At 61.6% G+C, this 22664-nt stretch carries 14 protein-coding genes and 1 pseudogene; all 15 read right to left on the bottom strand.

The window, feature by feature from the left end; translation table 11 throughout:
- Window positions 1-93: 93 nt before the first annotated feature.
- The 15 genes and pseudogenes from tssM to WS46_RS02800 all read right to left on the bottom strand — a co-directional run bounded on the left by tssM (window position 94) and on the right by WS46_RS02800 (window position 22567).
- Entirely contained in the window at window positions 94-4047 is a 3954-nt protein-coding gene (gene tssM, locus WS46_RS02845; protein WP_059689221.1) for a type VI secretion system membrane subunit TssM, read from the bottom strand.
- A gap of 28 nt (window positions 4048-4075) precedes the next feature.
- Window positions 4076-4999: a type IVB secretion system protein IcmH/DotU gene (icmH, locus tag WS46_RS02840; protein ID WP_059689220.1), complete on the bottom strand. Its 924-nt coding sequence runs from the start codon at window positions 4997-4999 to the stop codon at window positions 4076-4078.
- Window positions 5000-5047: 48 nt separating this feature from the next.
- A complete protein-coding gene (locus WS46_RS33310) occupies window positions 5048-5302 on the bottom strand; it encodes a PAAR domain-containing protein (protein ID WP_082725247.1) in 255 nt (84 codons plus the stop codon).
- A gap of 227 nt (window positions 5303-5529) precedes the next feature.
- Entirely contained in the window at window positions 5530-5730 is a 201-nt protein-coding gene (locus WS46_RS35030; protein ID WP_156443067.1) for a hypothetical protein, read from the bottom strand.
- A gap of 505 nt (window positions 5731-6235) precedes the next feature.
- Window positions 6236-7048, bottom strand: a complete 813-nt coding sequence (locus WS46_RS02835) for a hypothetical protein (RefSeq protein ID WP_059689219.1) — start codon at window positions 7046-7048, stop codon at window positions 6236-6238.
- Between the two features lie 510 nt (window positions 7049-7558).
- Window positions 7559-7792 carry a hypothetical protein gene (locus WS46_RS35910; RefSeq protein ID WP_179949112.1) on the bottom strand — a complete coding sequence of 78 codons (234 nt, stop codon included), beginning with the start codon at window positions 7790-7792 and terminating at the stop codon, window positions 7559-7561.
- Between the two features lie 323 nt (window positions 7793-8115).
- Window positions 8116-8309, bottom strand: a pseudogene (locus tag WS46_RS36845) (RHS repeat-associated core domain-containing protein); the annotation flags it as partial.
- A 46-nt stretch (window positions 8310-8355) separates the two neighbouring features.
- A complete protein-coding gene (locus WS46_RS35025; protein ID WP_156443066.1) occupies window positions 8356-8811 on the bottom strand; it encodes a hypothetical protein in 456 nt (151 codons plus the stop codon).
- On the bottom strand, window positions 8780-14851 hold the full coding sequence (gene tssI / locus WS46_RS02830; protein WP_059689218.1) for a type VI secretion system tip protein TssI/VgrG: 6072 nt from the start codon (window positions 14849-14851) through the stop codon (window positions 8780-8782). The genes WS46_RS35025 and tssI overlap by 32 nt, the downstream gene beginning before the upstream one ends.
- Window positions 14852-14921: 70 nt before the next feature.
- Window positions 14922-16799, bottom strand: coding sequence for a type VI secretion system baseplate subunit TssF (gene tssF / locus WS46_RS02825; RefSeq protein ID WP_059689217.1), 1878 nt, complete (start codon window positions 16797-16799; stop codon window positions 14922-14924).
- A gap of 375 nt (window positions 16800-17174) precedes the next feature.
- Complete coding sequence (locus tag WS46_RS02820) at window positions 17175-17831, bottom strand: phosphorylase (protein WP_059689356.1); 657 nt, start codon at window positions 17829-17831, stop codon at window positions 17175-17177.
- A 54-nt stretch (window positions 17832-17885) separates the two neighbouring features.
- Window positions 17886-19859 carry a squalene--hopene cyclase gene (gene shc / locus WS46_RS02815; RefSeq protein ID WP_059529011.1) on the bottom strand — a complete coding sequence of 658 codons (1974 nt, stop codon included), beginning with the start codon at window positions 19857-19859 and terminating at the stop codon, window positions 17886-17888.
- Window positions 19860-19870: 11 nt separating this feature from the next.
- Complete coding sequence (gene hpnE, locus WS46_RS02810) at window positions 19871-21124, bottom strand: hydroxysqualene dehydroxylase HpnE (protein WP_059689216.1); 1254 nt, start codon at window positions 21122-21124, stop codon at window positions 19871-19873.
- Window positions 21125-21128: 4 nt separating this feature from the next.
- Window positions 21129-21977 carry a presqualene diphosphate synthase HpnD gene (gene hpnD, locus WS46_RS02805; RefSeq protein WP_059529130.1) on the bottom strand — a complete coding sequence of 283 codons (849 nt, stop codon included), beginning with the start codon at window positions 21975-21977 and terminating at the stop codon, window positions 21129-21131.
- A gap of 257 nt (window positions 21978-22234) precedes the next feature.
- Entirely contained in the window at window positions 22235-22567 is a 333-nt protein-coding gene (locus WS46_RS02800) for a hypothetical protein (RefSeq protein WP_059529016.1), read from the bottom strand.
- Window positions 22568-22664: the final 97 nt, after the last annotated feature.

Genomic DNA, 22664 nt, shown 5'->3' with positions numbered 1-22664 from the left:
CTGGCGCGCAGCACTCCAGCCCTCCAGGAGCGGGCCCGAAACCTCGAATCGGAAGAACGTGAGCGAATCGACTCCTGACCGCTCACGGCGCATTCAAAGCCTGCTCTTACTCGCTACTGGCAACGCGCCTTGTGGCAATCCCGGCGGCGGACCACTATCTGGCAGATTGAACGCAGGCATCGAGCCGGGACACCGGAACGTCGTCAGGACATCGCTCGTCAGCGGGTTCGCGACGCTTCCCGGGCTCGCGATGTCGAGTGCTGCCTCACGACCATCAAAGCTGAACGCGACTCGCGTGCGGCCCGGTGTGGCAGCCTCGACCACACGACCTTTCCGGAGCAACCGCATCAACGCCCACGGCCCGTCGGCAGCAATCGTCGACGTGTCCGGCCGGATGCGCGGGCTCGCGCTGATCTGAGCGTGGTTGCCACCGCGCGGTCCCGGCCATGTAACTGCGAAGGGCGCGACCGGGCCATGTCGATAGAGCGTTGTCTGTCCGTCGATATCGAGCGACAAGCGCAAAATCGTCGGGTCGAGTTCAGGAATTCGGATATCCGCTTTCCAGCTCGGCCGCCTGCGATCGGGATCGGTGAAGAAGATGTCGCGAATCGCCTTCGCATGCTCGAATGGCTCGAGGTCCGGCCCCTGAACGGGTTCGGTCGCGCCCGGCAGCGTCCGGTAGCGCCATGGCTTGGCGGCAGTGTCGACGAACGGTGCAAGCGTCTTCGTGAAGAAGTCATCGATCACACCGCCTGGCGCGAACATGCGCGTGAAATCGTCAATGCCGACGTCGCGCTTGCTGTCGGGTGAGAACGGGTAGTTTCCTTCGATCGTCATTCGACACGTGTCCACGACTGCCGTCTGCATCTGGCGTGACAGTAACTGGCCGATACCCTCATTCACCCCGCGCGAGCCATCATCAGCGAGTTGCCGCAAGACTGCCCGGAAAGGCGCGGGCATCGTGTCAGCCGTCATCTTGAGCTTCGCAGCGTTCTCGCTTACCGGTGGCATATTGTTGTTCAGTAGCGCATTGTCGGAAATCGTGAGCGTTTTGTAGTAATCATTCAACAAACCAGTGATGCCCTCCAGGCCCGATTTGCCCGCCGACGTCCCGGCCAGCGGCGCGTCCGATCGTGCATCAGCATGGCCCATCACCACTTCACGCAATGCCGCGAAATGGCTATCGACCAACTCGCGCTCAACGTGCTCCAATGCACGCGCGCCCAACATCTTCTCGGCCTTTTGGTTGACAACCCCAGTCGCTTTTTCCAGCAAGGAACCGTCCGGTCTCGTCATCGGCTGCGTCAGCGTCGTTTCGTTTGCCGCCGCCCGCACGAGACGGATCAGCGGCGAATCGGGTGCAGCGAGGGTTCGCAGTACCGTCAAGTTAAACGCAAGGCTCGTTCCGCTCACGACGCGAATGTCGTCAAGAAATGCGTCCCATTGCCGAGCGTATTCGGTCAGGTACTGACGCGTGATCGCTGTCGACAGCGCGTCGCCGTTTCGGATCGACACGTTCAATGCGCCAGCTGCATTTTTGGCGGAATCATCCAGCGTCCGGCGCCCCATCACCCAGGCATCGTCTTCGCTTGCCGTCTGAAGGAATTCTGGCAAGCGCTTGCTGAACACCGCCCGATAACCCTTCAGCGTAAAGATTCCCGGCACGCCACTGGATAACGGCGCTCCGCTGGCTCGAGTAAACACCACGCCCGCTCGTGGCCCCACCGCATGCAGTAGCGAAAACTCGTCCGGCGCATCGTTGGACATCGCCGCTTTAGCGCGCTGGTAAAGACGATCAATCGAATTACTGCCATCGAGAAATGCCCGCGCCTGCTGGATCAACCGCTCGTTACGGGACAGCGGCGACTGAACGACGTGTCCTTCGGAAAACAATCGCTGTACGTGGTCGATCATTGCGGCACGCCCTCCGAACATCGCCGCGCTGTCGTGCCGCGCCCAATCTTCCAGCACCCACATCTTGACGTCATTCGCGTGGAACCTTGCCCTGTCGAAAAGCATCAAGTACACGCGCAACGCGTCGTAAGCGGCCTTGGCATCACCGCTCGCAGCAGCATCTGCAATCACATGCTCCATCCGGCGGGCAATTTGCGGCAACACAACCTGCTCCGACAGGGCCTCGTACGCATGGCGGCTGTCGGACTCGATCATTTCGAGACGGTCTGCTCCGACACGAAGGGCGACGTCAGAATCGGTGGCGAGGCGCGTCGTGTCGCGCAACAGTTCATGCGCACTTTCCAGCGCCGTCGGCACACGCTCCGGATAAGTGGAAAGATCGCTTCGTGCCAGCAAAGCGGCCAGTGTGCGTACCTTTTGCCCCAGCGTGGCAAGGGATGTCCGTTGCGCAACGAAGCCATTCCAAAGATGCGCACACAACCCCGCCGCGATCAGCCATGCGAGCGAGTGTCCCAGCCACCGCTGCAGTCGCGCGCGATGCTCCCGATTCCGGTTCGGGTGTGCGAGATGCCCTTCACGAAATACGACCCCGAAAAACAAATCGCGCAGGAAGTAGCTGGTTTCTCCAAGGTCTCGTCTGGGGGTACTCCGTTGCACGCCGAATGCGCCAATCATGCGTTGCAACAGCGTTTGACGTTCCGCAGCAACCTGCCGGCCGGTCTGTCCCGCGCTCGTCAGGTAGACGCCGCGGAACATCGGATGCGGTGCGCCGGGGGAACCGTTGGCGGCTCCGGCGAACACTTGTTCGATCAGGTCAGCCAACGGGTTCGTGAGGGCGGCAAACGCCTCTGGCAGCATTGCCAGTTGGCGGCGACGCGTCACATCGGTTTCGTTGCGAAGCAGGCCACTCACTCCATCGGCAAGACGCGTGGCCAGCAGGTTCAGTTCTGTCCTGATCGCATCGTCCGCGCACACTTCCGCGTCGGATCGCAACGTCACGCCCCATATCTGCGCACGCTCCGGCTCCCCGAGCGAAGCGAAATAGTCAGTGAAGCCCGGAAGCCGGTCCGATTTCGTGACAATCAACCAGACGGGAAATCCGGTCCCGAACTCGGCTTGCATCTCATCGAGACGTGCCCGCAATGCACGGCCCTCGGTCGCACGTACGGTGAGATCGGCATGCGTCAAGGCAGCGACATTGACCGTCAACAGCACGCCATTCAGCGGCAGGCGGGGCCGGATACCGCGAAGCAGCCGAAGAAATCCTTTCCACTCCGCGGTATCAGCCTGCTCGCGAACGGCGCTCACGTCGGCCGATCGCTCGTGCCGTTTCCCGTCAATCGACATATGCGATGACTCAGCCGTCAGCGAGTAGCACGACGTACCGTGCTGTACGTAGTGGCCCGGCGTATCAATCAGCATCGCTTCGTTGGTCAACCGCCAACCCGGCAAGGTCCGAGCGTCATCCGGTGCGAGCGAATGCTGAAGTTGCGCATCGAGCGGAAAAGCCAGACCCGCGTTGAGCAGCGCCGTGGTCTTGCCTGCCCCCTTCGAGCCCAGCACGACATACCACGGCACGTCGTAGAGATACGCGGCTCCTCGAAACAGCCGCGCCAGCCTCCCGGCGCCTCCGCGCCGGGCCTTCAACTGCGTGATCGCCGCGCGACACATGTCTTCGATCTCCGCCAGACGCGATTCGGCCAATGGCCGATCGCCCCGCTTGCCGAGTCGAAGCAACCGTCTGAGCTGGCTCGGGTGCCGATGCATGCGCCTCCACCACCGAATCAACATAGAGGCCGCATAAACGAGCACAACACCGGCCACGGCAAGAATGCGGATCGTCACGGATGCGAATACCGGCTTGCCAGCCAGCGTCAGCAATGGAAAGACATGCCAGATCGCAAGGCAGAGCAGCGCGACGATCACGATGCTCGTCGACCAGTCGATCAACCACAGGATCCATGCGGAGAAAACCAATACGACCAAAGTCAGCCGAATGCCGGTCGACTCGAGCGGCTTCAGCCCACCGAAACTCAGCAGCGGGCCCGCAAACCAGATCACGACAGCGGCAACGATCACCGTCGCGATTGCCCATGGATGACGCGAACGTAGAAACGAGAGAATCTTCTTCATGTGTGCAGTGCATGGCGCCCAACTCGCACTACCGTGCTGGACTGGCCTTCGGCGGATCGATCGCGCTGCTTGTCGCTACGCGTGCAATGTTGGCGAGTTGTCGCTGCACGTCGTCCGCTTGCGCGCCCAACTCAATGCGACAAAAGGCATACAGTGCGCAGAGCGTCACTGACAGAAATGCCACCGACATCCACACCGGAATTTCGAAACAGGAAGTTCGCCGATCCGTTGAGATAGATTGCGCGTGGGGTGAAAGCGCATCGGGAACAGGTGGCAGATGAACGGCAATCGCGTTGTAAATTCGCTCTCGTACGCGGTCGTGCGCGCCGAACGTCCTGCCATGCGGATACCGACCTTCAAATCCCAGGCTGAAAATCCGGTAGATCACTTCGAGCAACGGCCAGTGGTCGGCGTCATCTTTCAACAAGCGTAGCGACAGCGCGTAGATCTTCGACCCGCCATGGTTGTCCTCACCGATTCGTTGAGTCAGCGCGTCTGAAGCCCATATGACACTCCTCGACGTGTCGCCTCGCGCCGCAAGTTCACGCATTGCAGCTTCGTCCAGCGCCGTGCATAGGCAATATCGTGCGCCGATCATGTGTTCATCGCGAATGCTGGCCCGCACACACAGGCGCTCGAACACGCGAACCTCGTCCATCAGCAGGTCGCGCAAGCGTTCGTCCTGGCCGATGCTAATTAGCGCTGGCATATCGACAAACGCTCGAAGCAACACTCTGCTTGCCTCCAGCAAGGCATTACGGTGACCAATTACCGTTGCCAGCCTCGTCTGCTCGTCTTCGGGCGGCGAAAGCGGTCCCAATAGGCGACCGCGGCGCGAGTTGGTGCGCCGGTCCAAATTCTTGTCGGAGAGAAAGGTGCCGTTCGGTCGTCGCGGTGGTGCGAGCGCGCGTCGAGCCGACACGATCCTGGGCATGCTAATGGCCTGGGTCATGCTCGGGTGAATTCAAAAGTCGATTCATTGCACTCAACATAAGGAAGATCAAACCGTAGGGCCGTCGTCGGACACCACCAGAGTCGCGCCGCAATTCGTGTCGCTGCCATGATGAGCAATTTGACGGCCGTTGATCGTGCCAAAGCCACCGTTGGTAATGACGCCCGGGCCATGCAGCGGGCACGACACGGAATCGCCCACGCATGCCGCGGGACGACCATTGATCGCGACACCAGCGCTAGCTGACGTGACTTCGCCGCCATGGGTAGTCAACGTGCCGAGGGTTGCAACGAAAGTTGACATTCGTAAACACCTCAAAATAAATTGTCCGCGGACAAAATTTCACACTTCAAAAACATAACGCTACTCACGCCCTCTGGGTTTCCCCAAAAAAATCGCCAAAACAGAACAGATACACATATAAATAACGGAGCAAATAACAAACAACACCCCACCCCCAAAATATCTCTTCACCGGATCATAAAAAAATGCAAGCGGCGCAAAAAATAATATATACAACCACATCCCATCTATTCTTTTTCGCACTTTTTCTCCTCACCAAACATACACTTCCCACCCTGCTTGATTCCCTGCCACGCTGCCTGCACAGTCAATTCTCGTTTGATCGATGCCTTTTTAGGGTCTACACGCGCCTTCAATTTTGTCGCACGATTTATCGCATAATCCGATTTTGCAGATAGAGTTTTAATAGCCTTGATGGATCCAGTCACGCTTTTTCTGGTTACCCCCAAGGATCCATGAGGCTTGCACGATCACCTTCCGCGTACGACAGCGACCTGACGGTCGCGAGGCGATGCTGCGGTGGAACTATTCATGGAAATCTAATTGGTGAACAACCGTTAACGGGCGCCGTGTGCTGACGAGACGCAGTTCAAAAATGTGGGGACACGCCCTACCCGACTGGCCACTCGAGGCGGAATCGCTTTATTCAGTGACGGCAAGCAGGCCCCGACCCTGACTGCGTTCCTTGCAAGCGGCTATCCCATCCCGAAGAGCGAATCAATAACGTTCTTTATCCATGCCTTGAAATCTCTCCACGTGAGTTTATTTTGATGCCAGCCATTCCTCAAAAAAAACAAATGAACACGCGACAGCAAAACTAATGGCCATACATATGCTGATGAATGAAAATATGCTCATTATAAAATCGTTTCGACATCCTTTATGATTTAAAGTCGCTTCTCTTTCGACTTGATGGCCCCGTTCTTCGACTGTCTACGGTTTCAGTTGCACGGGGGCCAGCAAGCCAAAATCAAGCCCCTTCGCCACGAGTTGCTGGACGATATCCTTCAAAAGACCTTTATCGTTAGTCAGGGAACCGATCGCCATCACAGCCTCGCGACATTTCTCGGAATCGGTAGCACAACTATGATCAGCAGGTAATCTGCTGGCGCGCGCCGCGATATTGACGGCCATCGTGACCACCATGATGTTCGGGACATATTTGCCTTGATAGAAATCGGCAAACCAAGTATCCAGGCGATCCCATTCGCGCCGGGCAACGTTGTCCGCGTTCTCGCAATCGTCAAAGGTGACGGCACGGGAGGTCCCACCGGCGCCAGTACAAACCAGCGCAACCTTGCCCCCCACCTGCCATGCGGTCATGCGCGATGTTTGTTCACCGTGGGCAATCGCGCGCACTTGCGTTGCCCCGGTGTCGGCATAGGCGAGCACCGTGCGATCCGGACCGTCGGCCCACACCGCCTCGATCGTGCCCGACACAAGCACACGCCTGCTCAGAAACCGTTGATTGGTTTTGGCGTCGTCTCCACTTTCGTAGAAGCGAGCAATTTCCGGTGCTGTCGCAACGTCGATATTGAAGGCCTGCGCGGCGTAGTTCTTTTGCCCCTCTGCGAAAGCACGTACATCGTCCCGTCGGATAAGCGTTAGAAGAGCAGTTTCACCTTCACTTGGAACATAACCTTCGGCAGCGCAGAGCGACGGAGCAAGCGCCGCAATCAGCACCGCGCAGAATTTAGCTCGAAGGCTCGCCTTCGTGGATTGAAACGAGGAAATGATGCCGAACATTGCTTCACCTAAATCGATTGACTTACCGCGCCTGATTTCTAGAAAGAGGAAATTCGCACCCGTTTCCCACACCCCATGCAGTAAGCGCAAATACCGTTAGAATCAAAATGGCCGAACCATACATACAAACCAAAATAGCTATGGAGAACGCCTAGCTCTCAAACATGAAGACGCGGCGATACATCTCAAACATGCCAGAGAATGTATTCATGTCGCCCCCCGCCTCTTACAAAAGTGAAACGCCAAAATAACGCCACCAACTATCATCACCGCGCAAACCACGAAGATAAGTACTCTGACGAACTGAATCAGCTCACACATAGACACCTCAAAATATCGGCACGGAAACAGCCGGCGATACCGGTGTCTTGATTTCTGGCCCTGCGCCAATGGTGGGGCCAATGTAAAGCTCGGGCCAGGTTGACGTTTGCCCAATTTCAATCCTGGCGATCCGTTACGCAGTGCTATGCACCTATCTGCCGACTGCTTCGGTGGATCTTCATGATCCCCTCAATAACATTTGCACTTGTAGTTTGCAGCGGTATTTCTAGTCGAATTTGGAAAAGGCGCCTCTAAAACCCCAAACATGCCGCGATCGCCGCAAGCCTTGAGGCATTGATCCTCTAGCTCGTTTATATTTGGCTCACTACATTTTGCCAACACAAACAACACCACCAAAACAGAAAGAAAAATATATACAATAACCTTCACCACCCGCTTCATCTCAGAGCCTTTTTCGTACAAATGAATTTCCTCTTATCCGCCCCCTTCACTGAGAATGTCTGCGTCAAATTTCCCCTCCTCACCTTACAAGTCAAATTTGAATCATCGGTCGGCTTGTTATTCCAAAATTCGTCGCCTTCGTAATATCCCGAAGCACAATACGTCTGCGGCTCCTGCCAAGGAAAATTCACGCCCACCCATTGTCCAGGAGGAAGTACCTCTGATGGAAAAGGAAGATTCGTTATGTTGTTAAGCGCACCCGCCAGATTGGAATTTTGCGTTATCGTTACTGACGGAAGAATTACATCTGATCGATATAGGTTTCCCATTCCCAATAACACGGGTCCCGTTGCCTGCAATCCAAGCGGATCAATCCAGATAAGCGGATTCTTGACGTAAGCGTAGACATTGATCCCGCCGCGCAGTCCGATGGGATCTTGAGATATGTACCGCCCGACCTCGAGTCGTAGTACCGAAATCGGTTGTAATGCGGCCCCGACTCCTCATCGTAGTACTGCCCCGGAAACCGAATCGGATTGCCAGTGGCATACACTCGCCTCTAGGGTCCGCACGTCCATACACACTCAGATCCGATTCTCCACAAATCTGATAACCGCATTCAAATCATTATGGCTATATAATTTTGCATTTAATACCACATCCCCACACCCAGAAACAAATACCAACCTAAACATCGGCTTAAATCTATCCACATATTTTTTCACCCCAACCTCCAATCTGACATCAGTCAACTCGGAAATCGATATCCTCCTGACGGAAAACATAGTTCTTACTACAATCGCATTATTCCCCAACGCAATTGAATTTCTCCTAATATAAACAAATAACACAAACTCAATTGCAATCGATAGCATCATGAATTTGTATGCCTGCCAGCCGCCAACAAATATTACACAGAAAGCGGCAATTAAAAACAGCCACCCTCCCACGAAAATCATTAATGAAATATACGCCGATCTATCTGGCACAATTTCGACAGTACAGTCATCAGTAGCACCTCTTTGGACATGCAGTTGCATCACCACTCCCGATTCCAAGCTTAGAAGCCCCCAAGCCCGCAACGGCCCCGGCGCCTACGCCTGGGAGCATCGCGGTATCAACAGCGCGCCCTGCAAACATCTTCATCGCTGTGGCACCCGAGATACTGGATGCAGTTCCATTTCTGGCCTTGGTGACCATTTGCCTAAATACCGAATTAAAACTACCTCTCCCAGCAGTAATCCCCGGGATTCTTACACCTGGGATAAAACCCGTTAGCGCACCAATGCCCGCATCAGAGGCCGTGGAAATGAAATCAAAACAACATTGCTTTCCAGTTAGATATTTCAGGCCCTGTTTTGATGTATTCGTTACCAAACCACCAACAGCACCAGCCGCCAAGGGCCCCGTATAAAGCAAAGCCTCCCCTCCCGCAGCCCCCCCGATAGCAGAACCCGCATAATCCTCCCAACCACTTAGCTGCCAGCCAAGAAGATCACTAACACCCTGCCCCACTCCCCCAACGACCGCTCCGCCGACGGAAAAGACCAAATCATCCAGTCCAAACCACAAACCAAAATAATCGGATTCTTGGTTAGGCAACGCACCAGCATATGCGTATATATTTATCCCTCCAGCCAATCCAATCGGATCCTGATTGATATACCGCCCCACCATCGGATCGTAGTACCTGAACCGGTTGTAATGCAGCCCCGACTCCTCATCGTAGTACTGCCCCGGAAACCGTATCGGATTGTCAACGGCATGCGCCAGTCTCCGGGCCGTACGCCCATACGCGCTCAGATCCGCCGCCCACACCACCTCCCGCTGTTCGTCGTACAACTCCTGCGGCGTTCCCAGATGATCCGTCACGTAATGCCATGCCTGCCCGTCCGCCAGCCGCGTCAACGGGCCTTCATGGTCCGGGTGCGGCACGTAGGTCACGGCGTTGTCCTCATGCGACGTGCGCCCCGTCCGCACTTCCTGCATCATCCAGTCGCCGTCCCACATGAACAGCGTCGTCTGTCGCGCGCCGCCCGCCTGCGTGTGATGCTTCGCCACCCGCCGCCCAAGCGCGTCGTATTCGTACTCGCTCCTCGCGCCATCCGCGTGTTCGATCGCGATCAACTGATGGCTGCCGTCGTACCGATACCGCGTCACGTCGGGCGCTTCTGTCGGCTCCTCGTACTTCGGCGTCCCCGTCAGCACTTCCATCACGCGCAGCAGGTTCTCCGTCCCGCGCTGGCTGCGCTGCTCCGCCTCCGTTAGCTCCGGCTTCGCCGGCAACGGCACCGTCCGTGCGATGCGGTTGCCGTGCCCGTCGTACGTAAAGTCCACCGGTCGATCCGGACGCGTCTGCGGCGCAAACCGCAGCAAGCGATCGCCGCTCGCCTTCCACGCCTGCACCCCGTCCAAACTCGGGGCAGCGCCCAGCAGGTTCCCGGCCGGATCGTAATGAAACGCTTCCGTTCCGCTTGCCGCCGTGACGTGCGTCAGCCGGGAAAGTGCGTCGTACCGATACGCCTTCTTGTCCCGCCACGCATCGTCCAGTGCCGTCAGTTGACCGGCCGCGTCATACGCCCACGCCCGCCACGGCCGCGGACGCTCCAGCGAGCGCCCTCGTTCATCGAGGTTCTGCCAGCGATGCGACGCCAGCAAACCATTCGCGCCGTAACCAAAGTGATGCGACGCCGGCCCCTGCGTTCGCTGAATCTCACGATGCAGCGCATCGCGCTCGAAGCTCGCCAGCGGATGTTCGTCCAGCAGAATGCCGTGCACATGCCCCGAGCCGTAGCGTTGCCACACCAGCGAGCCGACCTCCGGCACATGGGTCCATGACCGGTTGCCAATCTCGTCCAGCCCGTGCGTCAACCGCCATACCCGGCCGTGATGCGCCTGCACCTCCGCCGTGCGGCGCCCGGCCGCGTCATATTCGTAAGTGACCTGCACCGGCGCATGCCCCGGCGAAACCGCCTGCGCCTGCGTCAACAGTCCTCGCGCGTCGTACCGATAACTCGCCTGACTGCCGTCGCTCGATCTGCGCTCCACCGGGCGGCCGAGCACATCGTAGGTCACCTGCGTGGTGATCTGCCCATCCTGGCCGTGATCGATGCGCTCGACCAGTTCCCCCGCCGCGTTGTACCGATAGCTCTGCCGACGGCCGTCGAAACCGGTCTGCTCGATCAACCGGTTTCGGCTGTCGTAACGGAACGTCGTCGCTTCCTGGTTCGCATTGGTCAGCTTCGTCAGACGGCCAATCGCGTCATACCGGAACCGTTGCGTGCCGTCCGCCGGATCGACGACTTGCGTTCGCTGCCCGTATCCATCCCAGTCCACGCGCGTCACGCGTTTGAGCGGATCCGTATGCGCGACCGCCCGGCCCGCTTCATCGTATTCGACCTTCCACCAGCCCATGCCGGCCGGCTGCACCGCCGTCACGCGCGCGGACAGGCTGCCGCTGTGGCGGCTGACCTGACCCAACGCATCCGTGGTCTCGATCAACTGGCCGAATTGATCGTACTGGTAGGTCGTCGTGTGCCCCGAGCAATCGATACGCGCCACAAGCTGGCCAGCGTCGTCCCATTGCATCTTCGTCACGTTGCCCAGTGCGTCCGTGCGAGCGACCGGCAAGCCGTTTTCGTATGCGTAACGCGTCACGTTGCCGAGCGGATCGGTTTCGCTCGTCAGGTGGCCTTGCGCGTCGTAGCCGCGCTGCCAGATTTGGCCTGCCGGATCGGTGATCTGTTCCGGCAGGTTCCGGTCGTTGTAGCTGATGCGCGTGACCTGGCCGGCCGGGTCGATGATCGACGTCGGATTGCCCCGCGCATCGTTCACCATCCGCGTCGTGCGGCCGAGCGCGTCCGTATGGCCCGCGATGCTCCCCGTCTCGTCGAAATGCGTCTGCTCGATGCTGCCGTCCGGATGCACGATCTTCTCGACCGCCCACAGACCGTTGTAGTGGTATTCGGTCGTGTGCCCCAATCCATCCGTTACCCGTGTCGCACGCAGCGACGGCAGGTAATCGAAACGCGTCTCGCGCGTGACGACCCGCTGCCCGTCGGCGTTTTCGGTATAGGCGTAGGTACGCAGGCAATACGCATTCGGCGTGTCGTCGCTCCACTCCGATACGTGCGTCGCGCCTGCCGGCGTACGGTAGGTCGTCAGCAGATGGGTGTCGTAGCCGTAGCGCCACGTCAGGTTCTCCCGATCGGTGGCCTCGATCAGATCGCCGTGCTCGTCGTAGACGTAGCTCGTCAGGTGCAGCGGCTGATTCCCGAAACCCTGGTCGAGCAACACGCTCGTGATCCGGCCGGCTTCGTCCAGTTCGCAGCGTACGGCATGCCGATTGTTGCGAACGGTTTCCAGCCAGCCCTGTGCCGTATAGCCGAGCGTCAGACTCTGCCCGTCGCGTGTCGTGATGCGCTGCAACTGCCAGCGCGTCTCGTCGACCGGGTGACGGCCATAATGCTCTTCGACGCCGTTGCCGAAGCACAGCACATAGGTACGGCCCGAGGCATCGTCCTCACCGCGCGCCAGTGTGATCTTCTCGATCGGATGGAAGTGTTCTTCACCGGGGTTCAGCGCCGGAAACTGCAACTGCCGCCCGTCCGCATCGAAGTAGACCAATCCCGCCGAACTCGTGCGCACCTCGGTCGCATACGGCAACTTCCACGCCACGCCCAGACTGCCCTGGCGCTGGTCCGCACTTCGGTAGCTTCGGCTCCAGTGAATCGATACGCGGCCCGGCAACGTAAAGTCCGTATGCGACAGCACCTTCTGTCCCGTCGCCAGGTCGACCGGGTTCGCGCTGACGGTCTTCTTCGCACATTCCGCGCAATCGGCTTCGGTCACCGGCGCGAGGCCGCCGGCATCGCCGTTCGTCATGCTGATCGTCGGCGCTTTCAGGTAAATCGCCGTGCCTTTCAGGTGAATGCCGGACTCGTCGATCGTCACCGTCCCGCCCGGGCCCGTCAGTTGTGCCTGTTTCGCGCCCGACAGGCTGCTTTCGCCCGTGTCCGCGATGCGCAGCTGGTTGGCGTTCGAGCTCGATACCGGCGCAGGCAGCTGCGGCGCGAAGTCGGGCGACGGCTCGATCGGGTTCGCCTGATCGGCGCTCACCGCGTCGCCCACTGCCTTGCCGCGCACGGTCACCGTGTAGGTGTGTCCGACATCGGCCGTCCAGTCCCGCACGACGCGGTCGGTCCGGCTCCGGCCCACGGTGCTTGCCATGTGCAGCCCGACGTTACGCAGGTACAGCCCGCCCACGTTGACGTTGTATGCCATCCCGACGTTGAGCATGGCCCCCATGCCCACGCTCTTCACCGACGCGAGCGTCACCGTCTCGAACTTGTAGCCGCCGGTCGACAGCTTCCAGTGACGTCCGATCTGGTCGGTTTCGTCATGGCCGACCCGCTTCGTGCGGTCATGTCCCACGGTGTGCGTCTCGTCGGCCTCGATCACCGCATCCAGATTGCGCTCGGCCTGGATCCAGACCTGCTCCGCGCCTTTCTTGTCCTCGAAACGGATCGCATTGGCGTTGCCGTATCCGCCGCCCTTGGTCGAGCGCGTCAGGATCCCGCTTTGCGTCGCGTGCGCCGGCAACGACCACGGGGGCATCGTCATCGCGTTATAGACGCGCCCTGTCACGATCGGTCGATCCGGATCGCCGTTTTCGAAATCGACGATGACCTCGGTGCCCACACGCGGAATATGAATGCCGCCGAAGTTGCTGCCGGCCCACGGATACGACACCCGCACCCAGCAGGATGAATTCTGGTCCCTCACGTCGGACCGGTCCCAATGGAACTTGAGCGTCACCTCGCCGTTCTTGTTGGTCCAGATCTCCGCGCCAGCCGGACCGGTCACGATCGCCGTCTGCGGGCCGCGCGTGCGGGGTTTCGCGATGGTGCGCGGCGGGCGGAACACGGTGTTCGATGGCTGCACGGTGAACGTGCTGCGAATCGCGTAGGCGGAGAATCCCGTCGTCTCCCCGGTCTCCTTCACGTCCAGTTCCGACGCGATCACCAGATATTCACGGTTGGCGCTCGCCATCGGATGGCCAGCCAGTACAAACGTCGTGCCGCACACCACGTTGCGCAGCTTGCCCTCGCCCGTCGCGCGCTCGCCCTGCGCGTGAATCTCCTCCATGCGCACCTGTGCGAATGCGTGGCCGTCCTCCGTTTCCGTATAGTCGCCCGGCCACTCGTATCGTTCGAACTGGTTGTGCGCCGTGTCACGCGGCAAGCTGTTCCGCGCGGTCAGCGTCGCACCCGGCTTCTCGAAATCGAAATCGTCGGTGGTCCAGACACCCGACCGCAGGCGCTCCGTCGCTTCGAAGCGATCCACGTGCTCCCGGTCGATCTTCTGGCCAGGCGGGTAGTAGGCGAGCGTCTGGTACGCGACGCTTTCCACGGTCCGATAGGCGCCTGGACCGTCGACCAGCACCAAGCGATGCACGCCTTGCGAATGTTCGAAGAACCACGTGATGCCGTGTTCCTCCATCAATCGCTGGGCAAACGCGAAATCCGACTCGCCGTACTGGACCTGATAGCGCAGCGGCTTGTAGGTGCGGCCAACGCGCGTCTCGAACGAGTACAAGTACGGACTGAACACCTCGCGCAGAATGTCCAGCACGCTCTTGCGCTGGAAGATGCGATAGTCGGTTCGCTCACGCGCCAGTGCGAACCAGGGCTCCAGCACGACCCGGTAACGTGACTGTCGATTCAGTTGATCCACGTAGCTGGCTGCCGTCACGACGCCGCTGATTTCTCGCGTGCCGGCCCCCAGATTGGCCGCCCCCGTCTGCCCTGCCATCCCGGCAACGAAACTGCCCATGCCGTCGAGCTGGATCGTGACGGTCAGTTCCTTGCCGAGCATCGCCTTGAGATCGAGGTTGGCCAGCAAGTCGCCTGGCAGCAGCGGATCGACTGGAGTCGTCAGCCAAAGTTCGTACGCGTACAGCGTGGAGAGCTGTTCGGTGCCCCGGATCGCGCTCAGGTGCAGCACCGATGCAATGCCTTCCAGCTCCGGCAATGCCGGGCCGCTGACCGAGAACGTCCGGTTTGTCTTGAAATTCAACATGCGTGTTGGCCCTCGTACGCTTGATTGTTGTTATGTGTCACCGACTGCATGAACCGCTTTCCTCCGTGCGTCAGACTGCGCTACGCGTCCCGGTTCGAACCGGCCAGCGCATCAACTCGCCGCGCTGCGGCGAGCGCAGCACGGTCTGCATAAAAGAATGTGTCGAAACGTGACGAGCTACGTAATGCTCCAGAATCACCCCGAACAGATACGGGCTCATGCCATCAAAGCCGGCCTCATCCACCGTGAGCACGCACTCGATACCCCGACCGAACTGCAACTGGCTCCGGGTGGGCCGTTTCCTCGTCACAGGATGCGCATCAACCTGGATCAGGCTGTCGATCTGGCGGCGGTAACGCACATCGTCGGCGGCCGCGAACAAAGCCAGAATGTCGCGCAGTCCGCTTCCATCCTGAGCCTCCAGGATGCCGTGACCGAGATTCAACTGGCCGATCAGTCGCCAGGCAGCGTCCCGCTGTGCAAGCGGCGCACGAGCGACGCTCGGCGTGCGAATCAATCCGGTGCTGCGTACCGGCGCACTGATACCGACAGTCAGGTCCGTCGCGCCATCAAGTGCCAACAAGCTCGGCAGGTCGCCATTCGTCAACCACGCGTCCACCGACAGATATTTCATGGCCGGTGCATAAGGCTCCTCGTCCTGATCGACCAACGAAACGAAAACATCGGTACCGATGTACGGGGCACGAGCGCCATAGCGGCGATATGACGCCACCGCCATGCGATGTTGGCGGCGAGTCGTGAAATAGCGCCCGTGATTGGTTTCGTCGTTCGTCAGTGCTCGATACAACGGCCGAAACTCGAGCGATGCGACGCCTCTGCTCACGAAACCATGCAACGCCTCCACCGCGAACACCTCGTAGTCCGAGCCGTTTTGCTTGTCGGGCTGCAACAAAATTTCACCGCCCATGCGTGGAATCTCGGCGGGATCGGTCTTGCGACGAAACAGGTTGATGACTGGCGTACAGAAGAGTGCAAAGCGTGATGCGTCGACGTGCTCGACCAGGGTACTGTCGAAGCGATCCAGCAACACCACGATTTCGGCTTCACGATCGGTCACGTGTCGCAATCCCGCATGCAGACCGGTCAGCGTGAAAAACCAGAAGCGCGCTGGACACGCCGCATATTCGTGCAACAGGTTATGGCCATGAAACTTCGATCCGGCCAGTGGCAGCAAGGCTTCGTCGGTAGCCAGTCCGGTGTATTCGATCGCCCGATCCGAGACGATCCCAATTGCCTGACTGGGATCGGCAAAGCGGTTCGGCACCCCCGTCACGGATGACACGGCGCCGGCGTGGATCAACTCGAACAGACGTGACGCCACGCGTTCGTCGCCTGCCAGATAAACGGGCAATCGATCCAGGCCGCGCAACTCATCGAAGCGCGCCTCGCCCGTTGTACGGAGCCTGAGACGCAGCGCACCGCGAATCGGCCGATGTGCGACGCCGTATCGCTCTATCGATGGAATGTCCGGTGGAATCCCCGTCAACCTCGCGGAAACAATCTCCAATGGATACAACATCACGTCCAGACCGCTACGAAACGTGCAGGACGTGCGTTCGCCGTCCGGCACACGGCTCGCGAACTCGGTGCCTCGAGGCACACAAAACCCCTCGAGCAAATTGCCTTCCCGCTCATCGGGATGGAGGCGAGCTACCGCAATCGAAGGTGTCGGGGCGACGTAATTCGGGTAGACAGTTTCCAGCAGCCGACCGGTAAGCAAGGGAAATTCAGCATCCAGTTTCAATTGCAGTCGAGCGGTTGTGAAACTCGCTGCCTGCACCAGCCGCTCGACAAAGGGGTCGGCGATCTCGCCGGCATGCATGCCCAGCCGCCGCGCAATTTTTGGATGCGCCTGGGCGAACTCCTCCATCAGCTCCTTGAAATAGAGCAATTCCCGATTGTAGGCATCAAGAAGATGAGGGTTCATGTTAAGAGAAAATTCCGGATCCCGTACTAGACATTCGACAGCTTCACTGTCAGCAATGCGCTAAATGCTAGCGTCAAAGACCATCTCAAAAAATACCAGACAGAATTGAGAGGCCAGATCTACATACCGTATCCGCAAGCTTGTTTTTGAGATATGTGTCGTTATCCTTATCATTGACAAAACGATCCACCACTGGCTGCGGTGTCATGACGGCGCTAATTGCCGGGAAGGCGCACGAATCTCATTCTCCATACCGTCGTGCCGCTTGTGTCGGTCGGGAATGGTCAAAAGCGCTGCATCATGCAGCGCTCTTTTTTTGCGCGTACGCGAAACGAAAAGGGAAGGGGGGGAGAAGCGGAAAGCGGCGAGCGCCGCTCAGACGATCCGCATCGCGCCGGCACGCTCGAATGCGTGCCGCGCCTGGATCAGCGTCGTGCGCGCCGCGCGCGCGTCGCCCGCAACCTGCAGCAGCGGGCCGAGCTGCGACGGCTGCTTCAGCAGTTCGCGCAGGATCGGCAAGATGGCCGTGCTGCCGTCGTCGCGCAGGCCGGCCGTCGCCGCGCGCGGCAACGTGCGCCACGCAGGGTCGACGATCGCGCGGCACACCGCGAACGGCACGCCGCGCGACGCCGCGAAGGCCGCGGCGATATGCGACTCCATGTCGACGGCGAGCGCGCCCTTCGTGCGATGCAGCGACGTCTTTTCCTGCTCGCTGACCACCGGCGCGCCGACCGCCGCCATCGTGCCGCGCGTGACGCGCGCCCACACCGGCGTGTCGTGCAGCGCGGCGACGAGCCGCGCGCTCCAGCCCGGATCGGTCTGCACGCGGCCGAACGGCCCGTCGATCGCGTCCGCGATCACGAGTGCGCCGGGCGCGAGATCGGGTGCGAGCCCGCCCGCCGTGCCGAAACTCACGATGCCCGCGCAACCGCGCGCGGTCGCCTCGGCCAGCGCGCGCTCGAGCCGGTCGGCCCGCGCGGCGAACACGGCCTCGACGCCTTGGCCGCGCGCGATGCGTGCCTCGAACGCCATCCCCGTGACGGCGATGACGGGCAACGTGCCGTTGTGCTGCGCCGGTGCCACGCGTTACATCCCGACCGTCACGCGCGTCGCATTGGCGCGCTTCAGGTTGCGATAGCGCGCGAGCGCCCACAGCGGGAAGAACTTGCGATAGCCGTGATATCGCAGGTAGAACACGCGCGGGAAGCCGGTCGCGGTGAAGCGCGTCTCGTCCCACAGGCCTTCTTCGTTCTGCTGCGCGATCAGGTAGTCGACGCCGCGTGCAACGGCCGGGTTGTTCACCTCGCCGGCCGCCATCAGGCCGAGCAGCGCCCACGCCGTCTGCGACGCGGTGCTCGGCGCCTGCTCGAAGCCGCGGTAATTCAGCTTGTAGCTGTCGCCGTCCTCGCCCCAGCCGCCGTCCTTGTTCTGGATCGACAGCAGCCACTGCGCGCCGCGCTTCACGCGCGGATCGTCCGGCGTCAGGCCGGCTGCGTTCAGCGAACACAGGGCCGTCCACGTGCCGTACACGTAGTTCATCCCCCAGCGGCCGTACCAGCTGCCGTCCGGTTCCTGCTCCTTCAGCATGTAGTCGAGCGCACGACGGGCCGGCTCGCTGTTCAGCGCACTCTCGCCAAGCTGCGACAGCATCGACAGGCAGCGGCCCGATACGTCCGAGGTCGGCGGATCGAGCAGCGCGCCGTGATCCGAGAACGGAATGTTGTTCAGGTAGTACTGCGTGTTTTCCGGTTCGAACGCGCCCCAGCCGCCGTCGCTGCTCTGCATGCCGACGACCCATTCGCGCGCGCGCGCCATCGATTCGCGATACGTATCCGTCTGCTTGAGCTTCTGCGCACGGTCCATTGCCATCACGACCACGGCAGTATCGTCGACGTCCGGATAGTGCGCGTTCGCATACTGGAACGCCCAGCCGCCCGGCCGCACGTTCGGGCGGCGCGAGATCCAGTCGCCGCGCACGTCGAGGATCTGCAGCGGGCGCAGCCAGTCGAGGCCGCGCAGCACCGCTTCCTCGGCACGCGCGTCACCGGTTTCGAGCAGCGCATGCGCGACAAGCGACGTGTCCCACACCGGCGACAGGCACGGCTGGCAATACGCTTCGTCCTCGTGCACGACGAGCAGCTTCTCGACCGACTTGCGCGCGATCGCGCGGTTCGGATGATCTTCCGCATAGCCGAGCACGTCGTACATCATCACCGCGTTGGCCATGGCCGGATAGATCGCGCCAAGGCCGTCCTCGCCGTTCAGGCGCTCGTCGACGAACGACACGGCCTGGCGGATCGCGCGTTCGCGCGTGTAGCTCGGGAACAGGCCGTCGACCGCGCGCAGCGCGTGGTCGACCACGCGGAAGAACGCGAACCAGCCGGGGCTCTGGTGGCCCTGGCGCGGCAGGAGACCGGCGTTGACGGGCGGGTCGATGAACAGCTCGTCGATACGCACGCCGCGCGGGTTCTTCGCGATCGGACGCTTCGCGTTCAGCACCAGCAGCGGCACGATCACGGTGCGCGCCCAATACGACACCTTCGACAGGTGGAACGGGAACCACTGCGGCAGCAGCATGATCTCGACCGGCATCATCGGCACCGCGCGCCACGGGATCGCACCGTACAGCGCGAGCTGGATCCGCGTGAACACGTTCGACATCTCGGCGCCGCCCATCGCGTGGATCGCGCGGCGCGCACGCTGCATGTGCTCGGCGTTCTCGTCGTCGCCGATCACCTTCAGCGCGAAATACGCCTTCACGCTCGCGCTGATGTTCGGCGCGCCGTCGGTGAACAGCGGCCAGCCGCCGTCGGCCTGCTGGATGCGACGCAGATAGCGGCCGATCTTCTGTTCGAGTTCGAGGTTCGGCGTCTCGCCGAGATAGTGGACGAGCAGCACGTATTCGGCGGGAATCGTCGAATCGGCTTCGAGTTCGTAGACCCAGTGTCCGTCCGCGTTCTGCGCGGCCAGCAGCGCGTCGGTCGCGCTGGCGACGGCCGCGTCGAGCCCGGCCGGCACGGTGCCGGCGGACAGGGTAGCCATATCGGTGAGATCGTTCATCGGTCCCTCTCTTATTGTGTCTGGAGCACGTCCGCGGCCAGCTGGCCGGAACGGATCGCGCCCTCGATCGTGGCGGGCAAGCCGGTGGCAATCCAGTCGCCCGCCAGCACGAGATTGGTCCAGCGCGTACGCACGGCCGGACGTTTCATTTCCTGCGACGGCACCGCCGCGAACCCCGCGCGCGGCTCGACGACGAGCTGCCACGCGGGAAGGGTTTCCGGGTTCGCGCCGGTCACGCGCGCGACGTCTTCCCAGATGCGCCGCGCGAGCGCATCGCGCGGCATGTCGAGCCAGCGGCCCGCGTCGCGGATCGTCGCCGCGAGCGGACCATCGCCGGTGCGCACCGCGTCGACGATGCCGTTGACGACGGCCGTCTGCAGCGGGCTGCCGGCCGGTGTATCGACCGCGAAATACGCGGTCACGACCGCGCTGAACGTGTCGGGCGCGGTGAGATCCGGAACGAGCGGCTGCGCGACCTCGGGCGGCACCGCCAGCACGACCGCGTCGCCCGGCGCGAGATCGACGCGCTCGCCGCCGATCGCGACCGCATCGACCGCGTTGCCGTGCGCGCCGAATTCGAACGCATCGAGCCGCGAATTCAGCTGGATCTGCGCGCCGCCGTGCTGCAGCATCCGCAGCGCCGGTTCGACGAATGCGCTGCCGAGCCCGTGGCGCGCGACGAGCGGGCGCCAGCCGGGGCCGCCCGCGGCAAACATCCCGCACAGTGCCGCGCGCGCGAGCTCGGCGCTCGCGTGGCGCGGTTCGACGTTCAGCACCCCGAGCCAATACGGCCGCAGCCAACGATCCCACAGCACGCCGTCGCATCGCATCGTCTGTGCGAGTGAACGGCCGGTGCGCGCGAACGCGAGCGACGCCAGCGCGAGGTAGTCGAGGGGCGTGGTGCCCGGCGCACGCGATGCCGCGTCGAACAGCCACGACGGCCAGCGCCCGTTGCCGAAGCGCAGCGTCCAGCGCTGCTGCGACGCGACGTCGACCACCGGATATTCAGGCAGCGCAGGGCCCGTCAGCTGATCGGCCGCGCCGATCGCACGCAGGTAGCGCTGCGTCGCGGACTGCCCCGCGAAGACCTGGTGCAGCCCGCTGTCGAGCGTCGTGTTCAGCGTCCCGTCGAACCACGAGCGGCAGCGGCCGCCCGCATGCGCATGCGCGTCGTGCAGCACGATGCGCCGCCCGCGGCGTTGCAGCTCGACGGCGGCCGACAGGCCCGCGAGTCCTGCACCGATCACGTGGACGGTTCTGGGCATCGGCTCAGAACAGCGCGTAGCGCGCGGCGATCATCAGCATGCGCGCCTTCGGCTTGCGCAGCGGCACGCGCGGGGCGGCGAAGCCACGCGCGATCGCGGCTTCCAGAATGCAGCGGTACGCGCCCGACATGATGCGCGGCGCCTTGACCTGCGCGCGCGTGCAGCGATCCATCACGGCGTCCGCCGCGCGGAAGTGTTCGAGCGCGCGCTCGACGAGCGTCGCGCACACGCGCGGCAGCGCCGGGTCGCGCACGATCGTCGCCGGATCGGTGATCGCGATGCCTTCGCGCGCGAGCAGCTCGCGCGGCAGGTAGCAGCGGTTGATCGCCGCGTCGTCGTCGATGTCCCGCAGGATGTTCGTCAGCTGCAGCGCGCGGCCGAGGTGGTGCGACAGCTCGATGCCTTCCGCCTCCGGGATCCCGAAAATCCTCACCGACAGACGGCCGGCCGCGCTCGCCACGCGATCGCAGAACAGGTCGAGCGTCGGTTCGTCCGGCGCGCAGATGTCCTCGGCGGCGTCCATCGCCATCCCGTCGATCATCGCGTGGAAGTCCTCGCGCTTCAGGTCGAATGCGCGGATCTCGCGCTCGAGCGCGACCAGATGGCGCGGCGGCTGGCCGGCGAAGCACGCGTCGATGTCCGCGCGCCAGCGATCGAGGCCCGCGTTGCGCTCGGCGCGCGGCAGGTCGCTGTCGGCGATGTCGTCGACCGCGCGGCAGAACGCGTAGACCTGGAACATCGCGTCGCGCTGCACTGCCGGCAGGATGCGCATCGCCAGATAGAAAGAACTGCCCGATGTGACGGCAGCGGCGTCGGTTTCTTGTTCGTCCACGACGAGATTGGAAACGGCCAAGACGAGCTCCACGGAGACACCCACGCGGGGCGATTGAAGAGGCCATGCCCGGCTGGGTTGGTCAGGGCGTCAAATGCGTGCGAGATATGCGAACGATCGACGCAGACAGGCACAAATTACCGGCCGGAAGCCGGAATTGGGCGAAAGTATAGCAATCTTTGAAGTTCGATGGCGGACACACGCCGCGCCCGGCGGGCCGCCTCGGGGCCCGGTGCCGGCGTGGCCGGCCGCGACGGGGAACGGCGTCGCGCCGCCCGTCAGCCGTAGACGATGTCGCGCTGCAGATCGAGCGCGATGAGCCCCATTTCGCGGGTCAGCTGCAGCATCGAGCGGCGCTCGAGGCGCGAGCCCATGAAGCTCGTCACGCGCCCGTCGGGCTCCGCCGTGAACTGGAACGACGGGCCGCCGGTGCCGAACCACGCGCCCGGCACGTCGGGCGATTCGTGCCAGTCGATCTGCTCGAACACGCGCGCGATCCCCGCGCGCACCACGTCGCTCGGACCGATCGGCGGCGCGATCTCGCCCAGATCGTCGAGCGAATAGGGGCCAGGCTTTTCCGGCCGCCGGTAGAAGAGGTAGTCGACGTTCATGGAGCGCAATCGGTAACAAAGCGTCAAATTAGCGCGCTTCGGCGCAAATTCAAATCAGATCTGGACGAAATGTGGCCTGAACGAGACAAAAGGGCCT

Source organism: Burkholderia sp. RF4-BP95 (assembly GCF_001521985.1).
GTDB classification, from domain to species: Bacteria; Pseudomonadota; Gammaproteobacteria; order Burkholderiales; family Burkholderiaceae; genus Burkholderia; species Burkholderia diffusa.
The sequence above is the reverse complement of the archived record's forward strand: the minus strand, read 5'-3'. Positions and strand labels throughout refer to the sequence as shown.